General features: G+C 74.9%; 7 protein-coding genes. 4 read left to right on the plus strand and 3 right to left on the minus strand.

Annotation, left to right across the window (positions count from 1 at the left end; translation table 11 throughout):
• Positions 1–281, minus strand: a 281-nt coding sequence (locus OMK64_RS19580; protein ID WP_272730030.1) for a hypothetical protein, incomplete at its 3' end; no start/stop codon positions are given.
• A 210-nt stretch (positions 282–491) separates the two neighbouring features.
• Here OMK64_RS19580 and OMK64_RS19585 point away from each other — a divergent pair.
• Positions 492–2,549, plus strand: a complete 2,058-nt coding sequence (locus tag OMK64_RS19585) for a pectate lyase family protein (protein ID WP_272730031.1) — start codon at positions 492–494, stop codon at positions 2,547–2,549.
• A 113-nt stretch (positions 2,550–2,662) separates the two neighbouring features.
• Complete coding sequence (locus tag OMK64_RS19590) at positions 2,663–2,941, plus strand: hypothetical protein (RefSeq protein WP_272730032.1); 279 nt, start codon at positions 2,663–2,665, stop codon at positions 2,939–2,941.
• Between the two features lie 60 nt (positions 2,942–3,001).
• Here OMK64_RS19590 and OMK64_RS19595 read toward each other — a convergent pair whose 3' ends face one another.
• Together OMK64_RS19595 and OMK64_RS19600 are read right to left on the minus strand one after the other, a co-directional pair.
• Entirely contained in the window at positions 3,002–3,472 is a 471-nt protein-coding gene (locus OMK64_RS19595) for an NUDIX hydrolase (protein ID WP_272730033.1), read from the minus strand.
• Positions 3,473–3,474: 2 nt separating this feature from the next.
• Positions 3,475–4,260: an aldo/keto reductase gene (locus OMK64_RS19600; protein WP_272730034.1), complete on the minus strand. Its 786-nt coding sequence runs from the start codon at positions 4,258–4,260 to the stop codon at positions 3,475–3,477.
• A 118-nt stretch (positions 4,261–4,378) separates the two neighbouring features.
• On the opposite strand from OMK64_RS19600, the gene OMK64_RS19605 reads away from it, so the two are divergent.
• Together OMK64_RS19605 and OMK64_RS19610 are read left to right on the plus strand one after the other, a co-directional pair.
• A complete protein-coding gene (locus OMK64_RS19605; protein WP_272730035.1) occupies positions 4,379–4,660 on the plus strand; it encodes a hypothetical protein in 282 nt (93 codons plus the stop codon).
• A 158-nt stretch (positions 4,661–4,818) separates the two neighbouring features.
• The coding region (locus OMK64_RS19610; protein ID WP_272730036.1) for a hypothetical protein at positions 4,819–5,061 on the plus strand (243 nt) is incomplete at its 3' end.

Raw genomic sequence — 5,061 nt, forward strand, 5'->3', positions numbered from 1 at the left:
GGGACGAGGACCGCGCTGTACGCGGCCGGGACGACGAGCAGCAGCGTGACGTACGCGCCGGTCCACATGCCGTCGCGGCGCTGCTCCAGGCCGGCGGCCGGGGCGGCGGCGACGCCGTCGGCGCGGTCGGGCGTGAGGACGAGCGGGGCGGCGACCGCGGCGGTCGCGAGGCCGGTCGCGACGACCAGGATCTCGACGACGAGGCGACGACGCCGGCGCGGACGGCCCCGGTCGCGTCGGCGCAGGTCGCGTCGTCGGGGGGCCTGCTCCGGGAACGTCACGCCCGGCACGTTATCCGATCGTGACATTTCCGTCATCCCGGACTGGACACCGGTCCGGTTCGCGGCGGCGTGTCGCGCACCGCGCCGACGGCGGGGGATTGCGCTTTCCGTACCGGTGTGGGACGTTGAGGCGATTCATCGGGAAACCGGTTTCTTCCTGATCTGCACGACCGGCCGACCCGCCCTCGCGTCCCGAGACGAAGGAGTCTCATGCGCACCACCGCACCCGTCCCGTGGCGCTTCGCCCGAGCGGCGGCCCCCCTCGCTCTCGTCGCGGCGCTCGGCGTCACGGGCGCCGCGACGGCCCTCCCTGCCGCCGCCGTCGCGGCGCAGAAGCCGCCGACGCCCCCGCCGGCACCGGCCGTCGACCTCGGCCGTGAGGTCCTGCCGCCCGGCGACGGCTGGGCCTCCTGGTCCGGCGTGACCCGCCCCGAGGGCGTCGCCCGCACCGCGGCACCGGTCACCGGCGGCGTGGCCGCCGCACCCGCTGATGTCTACGTCGTCGACACCTGGCAGGAGCTGCGCGACGCGCTCGCCGGCAGGCGCGGCGGGTCCCAGACCGACGCGCGCCGCAACGTCGTGCCGCGGATCGTCTACGTGCGCGGCACGATCGACGCGTGGGAACGCCCCGACGGCACGCGCACCACGTGCGCGGACCTCGAGCGCCAGGTCACGGTCGAGGGGACCGGCGAGCCGTTCGCGATGAGCGACTACATCGCCGCGTTCGGCCCCGGCGTCGACCCGAGCGGCCCGCTCGAGACGGCGCGCACCGCGGCGGCGGCGCTCCAGGCGGCCCAGACGCTCCAGCACGTCGGCTCGAACGTCACGCTCGTCGGCGTCGACGACGACGCGCGGATCGTCGGCGGGTCCCTGCGCATCCGCGACGCGAGCAACGTCATCGTCCGGAACCTCACGCTGTCCGACGCGTACGACTGCTTCCCGCAGTGGGACGCGAACGACTCGGGCGGCAGCTGGAACTCCGCCTACGACAACCTCTCGGTCTGGACGTCGACGAGCGTGTGGGTCGACCACAACACCTTCGACGACGGCGACCACCCGCCGGCCACGCTCGACACCGTCTACGGGCGGCCGTTCGAGGTGCACGACGGCCTCGTCGACATCACGCACGGCTCCGACCTCGTGACCGTGTCGTACAACGCGCTGCGCGAGCACGACAAGACGTCGCTCGTCGGCTCGTCGGACTCCCGGACGCAGGACCGCGGCCAGCACCGCGTCACGTACCACCACAACCGCTGGACCGACGTCGGCCAGCGCGCGCCGCGCGTGCGGTACGGCGACGTGCACGTCTACAACGAGCTCTACGAGCAGACGAAGCCCGCGCTCTACCCCGACGGCGTCGGGTTCCAGTACTACCTGGGCGCGGGCCGGGAGAGCAGCATCGTCGCCGAGCAGAACGTGTTCGAGCTGCTCCCGACGTCCGACCCCGCGACGATCCTCGCGGGCTGGGGCGGGACCGAGGCGAAGGTCACCGGGTCGTTGGTCAACGGTGCGCCGTTCGACGTGCTCGCCGCGTACGACGCGACGGCGGCGACGCCGCTGTCCGACGCCGTCCGCTGGGACCCCGCAGCGGCCTACCCGTACACCGCGCAGCCGGCCGCCGAGGTCGCCGCGACCGTGCGCGCGCAGGCCGGTGCGGGCGTGCTGCGGTCGGGGTCGCCCTTCGCCGACCGCGCGCCCGACCGCTTCCGGCTGTCGCACGACAACGGCTGGGACACCGGGCTGCACGACGGCGACTACACCGTCACCGCGACCTTGTTCTGGGGCAGCAACGGCACGGTCGCGAAGCTGTACGAGGACGGCGTGGTGGTCGACGCCGCCTGGCTCGAGGGCCGGACGCCCGGCAGGCAGCAGGTCGCGTTCGACGTCACCGGCCGGACCGACGGCGACCGCACGTACGTCGTCGAGGTCCTCAACCCGTGGGGCTCGTCGACCTCGGCACCGCTGACCGTCCGCGTCCGCGACGCGGCGCCCGCGAAAGCCGTCCTGACGCACGACGACCGGGACGGCGACGGCGACCTGACGATCACCGCCCACCTGTGGTGGGGCACGAACGCCGAGCAGTACGTGCTCTACCAGGACGGCGTCGAGGTCGACCGCCAGGCGCTCGCCGCGGACACCCCGCACGCCCAGCACGCCACTACCCGGGTCACCGGGCTGGCGCTCGGGACGTACATGTTCACCGCCGAGCTGTCGAACGCCGCGGGCACCACGGCGACCGCACCCCTCACGGTCGTCGTCCGCCGCTGACGGCACGCGGGGTGCGTGGGGACCATCGTCCTCACGCACCCCGCCCGTCGAGCCGTAGTGTTCGGTCGGCGGGGTCGTCCAACGGCGGGCGACCCCCGACCACGGAGGTGACGATGGCCTCGATGCGCCACGAGCTCGAGCAGCGCCGCGACGGCATGTGGACCGGCGCGTACGTCACGCTGCTGCTCGTCGTCCCGGCCGCGTACAGCGCGGTCCTCGTCCCCGGCTTCGCGCTCAAGGCCCTCGTCGTCGCCGCGGCCATGGGGCTCGCGCTCGCCGGGTACGTGCTCGCGACCAGCGCGAAGCGTCTCGAGGTGATCCTCGACGAGACCGTGCCCGGGCCCACGCCGCCCGGGGTGACCCCGGCCGCCGAGGTCGAGCACAACCCCTGACGGGCGGACGCCCGCGGCTCACCCACGGGCGCCGACCCGACCGGGGGCGACTGCCGCCGTTCAGGCCAGCGCCTGCGCCAGCCGCTCCACGAGCTCGGCCTGCGCGGCGACGACCGCGAGCCGCGCGTCGTCGGGCGTGAACCACGCCGCCCGGTCCACCTCCGGGACGGTGATCGTCCGGCCCGACCGCGGCGGCCACTCGACCTCGACCGTGTTGCTGCGCACCGCCGTCTCGTCGACCGAGCCCTCGCGCGCCCACGCGTGCACGACCTTGCCGCCGCTCTGCCGCACGGTACCGAGCGGCACGTCGGGCGCGGACGCGGGCGGGGGAGCGACGCCGAGCTCCTCGGTGAACTCCCGCACCGCGACCGCGAGCAGGTCGTCCTCGTCGGGCTCCGGCTCGCCCTTGGGGATCGTCCAGGCGCGCTCGCGGCGCTCCCAGAACGGGCCGCCCATGTGCGCGAGCAGCACCTCGATCCCGTCGCCCGTCCGCCGGTACAGCAGCAGCCCGGCGCTCACGCGGGCCGCCACGCTCAGCCCTTGCCGAGCGCGTCGATCGCCGCGACCTCGTCCGGCGTGAGCTCGAAGCCGAGCGCGCCCAGGTTCTCCTCGAGGCGGTGCTGCTTCGTGGACTTCGGGATGACGACCACGTCGTGCTCGACGTGCCAGCGCAGCACGACCTGCGCGGGCGTCACGCCGTGCGCGCGGGCCGCGTCCGCGATCGGCGCCGCGTCGAGATCGGTGCGCTTGAGCGGGCTGTAGCCCTCGACGACGACGCCGCGCTCGCGGTGCGCCGCCAGCAGCGCCGGGTCGTGGTCGACCGGGCTGTACGGGATCTGGTTGACCGCCGGCGCGACGCCCGTCGCCTCGATGAGCTCGTCGATCTGCGAGATCGAGTAGTTGGAGACACCGATCGACCGCACCAGGCCCTCGTCGCGCGCGGCGACGAACTCACGCCAGGTGCTGGGCGTCGCCTGCTTGTTCGGCGGCCAGTGCACGAGCCACAGGTCGAGGTGGTCGGTGCCGAGCGCGGCGAGCGACTCCATGAGCGTCTGGCGCTCGCGGCCGACGTGGTCCGGGGGCAGCTTCGTCGTGACGAACACGTCGTCGCGGTCGATGTCGATCGTGGCCAGCGCGCGGCCGACCTCCGCCTCGTTGCCGTAGCCCGTCGCCGTGTCGACGTGGCGGTAGCCGAGCTGCAGCGCGGCCGTCACCGCGCGCTCCGCGTCGCCGCCCTCGGACTGCCAGGTGCCGAGCCCGAGCACCGGGATCTCGCCGCCGGGGATCGTGAGGGTGGGGGTCGTGGGGGGAAGTGTCATGCGTCCCATCCTCACCCGTCGCCCCCGTCGGTGCGCGGCGTGCTGGCCGCGCGGGCCGGTGCTTCCTCACCCGCCTGGGCGGTCGCCGACGCGCAGCGAGCGTTCGTACACTTGTTCGATGGTTCGTGAGGTCGACTGGTCGAAGTGGCAGCGCACGCCACGCGGCTGGGTGCGGGTGCCGCCGGCGTCCTGCCCCGCGGGTCACCGGTGGACCACGACCGGTCCGGGCCGCCCGTCGGAGCGGTTCGTCACGTGCGGGTGCACGATCGACCGGCACCACACGCTGTGGGTCTGCCCGGCGTGCGGCATGCACTGCGCGGAGGACTGCCGCGACGTGCGGCTCTGGGCGGGCAGCACGGTGTCCGTCGGCGTCACGGTCGACCGGCGCGGTCGCGTGTAGGCAGGGTGGCGGTCCGCCCATCGACGCGGTCCGCCGCCGGTCGTGGCGCACGTCGGCGCGGCTCGCCGCCGGTCGCGCCACGCTTCGGCGGGCCGCTCGCCGACGGCCGTCCCGGCCAGCGGGTGCGCGACGTCCCGACCGACCGCGACACTGGCGACGTGCGGACCGCAGGGGACCGGTCGTCCCGCGGGCGTCGCGGCGCGACGCTCGCGAGCACGTGTGCGCTCGCGGTCGGGCTCGCCGCCGGGCTCGGGGCGTGCGGGCCGTCGGCACGCCCGCCTGCCTCGGGCGCCACGGTCACGCAGCGACCCGACGCGGTCGCGAAGGCGGCCGGTGCCTCCTCCGTCTCCATCGCGGTGACCTCGCGGATGCGCGCCGCGGCGGCGATACCCGACTGGAGC

Origin of the sequence: Cellulomonas fimi, assembly GCF_028527925.1 — a bacterium.
Lineage (GTDB): Bacteria > Actinomycetota > Actinomycetes > Actinomycetales > Cellulomonadaceae > Cellulomonas > Cellulomonas fimi_C.

Bases quoted from the DNA above. Each gene is read 5' to 3' on its own strand.
- OMK64_RS19585 (WP_272730031.1), top strand. From the start codon at position 492: ATGCGCACCACCGCACCCGTCCCGTGGCGCTTCGCCCGAGCGGCGGCC.
- OMK64_RS19590 (WP_272730032.1), top strand. From the start codon at position 2,663: ATGGCCTCGATGCGCCACGAGCTCGAGCAGCGCCGCGACGGCATGTGG.
- OMK64_RS19600 (WP_272730034.1), bottom strand. From the start codon at position 4,260: ATGACACTTCCCCCCACGACCCCCACCCTCACGATCCCCGGCGGCGAG.
- OMK64_RS19605 (WP_272730035.1), top strand. From the start codon at position 4,379: ATGGTTCGTGAGGTCGACTGGTCGAAGTGGCAGCGCACGCCACGCGGC.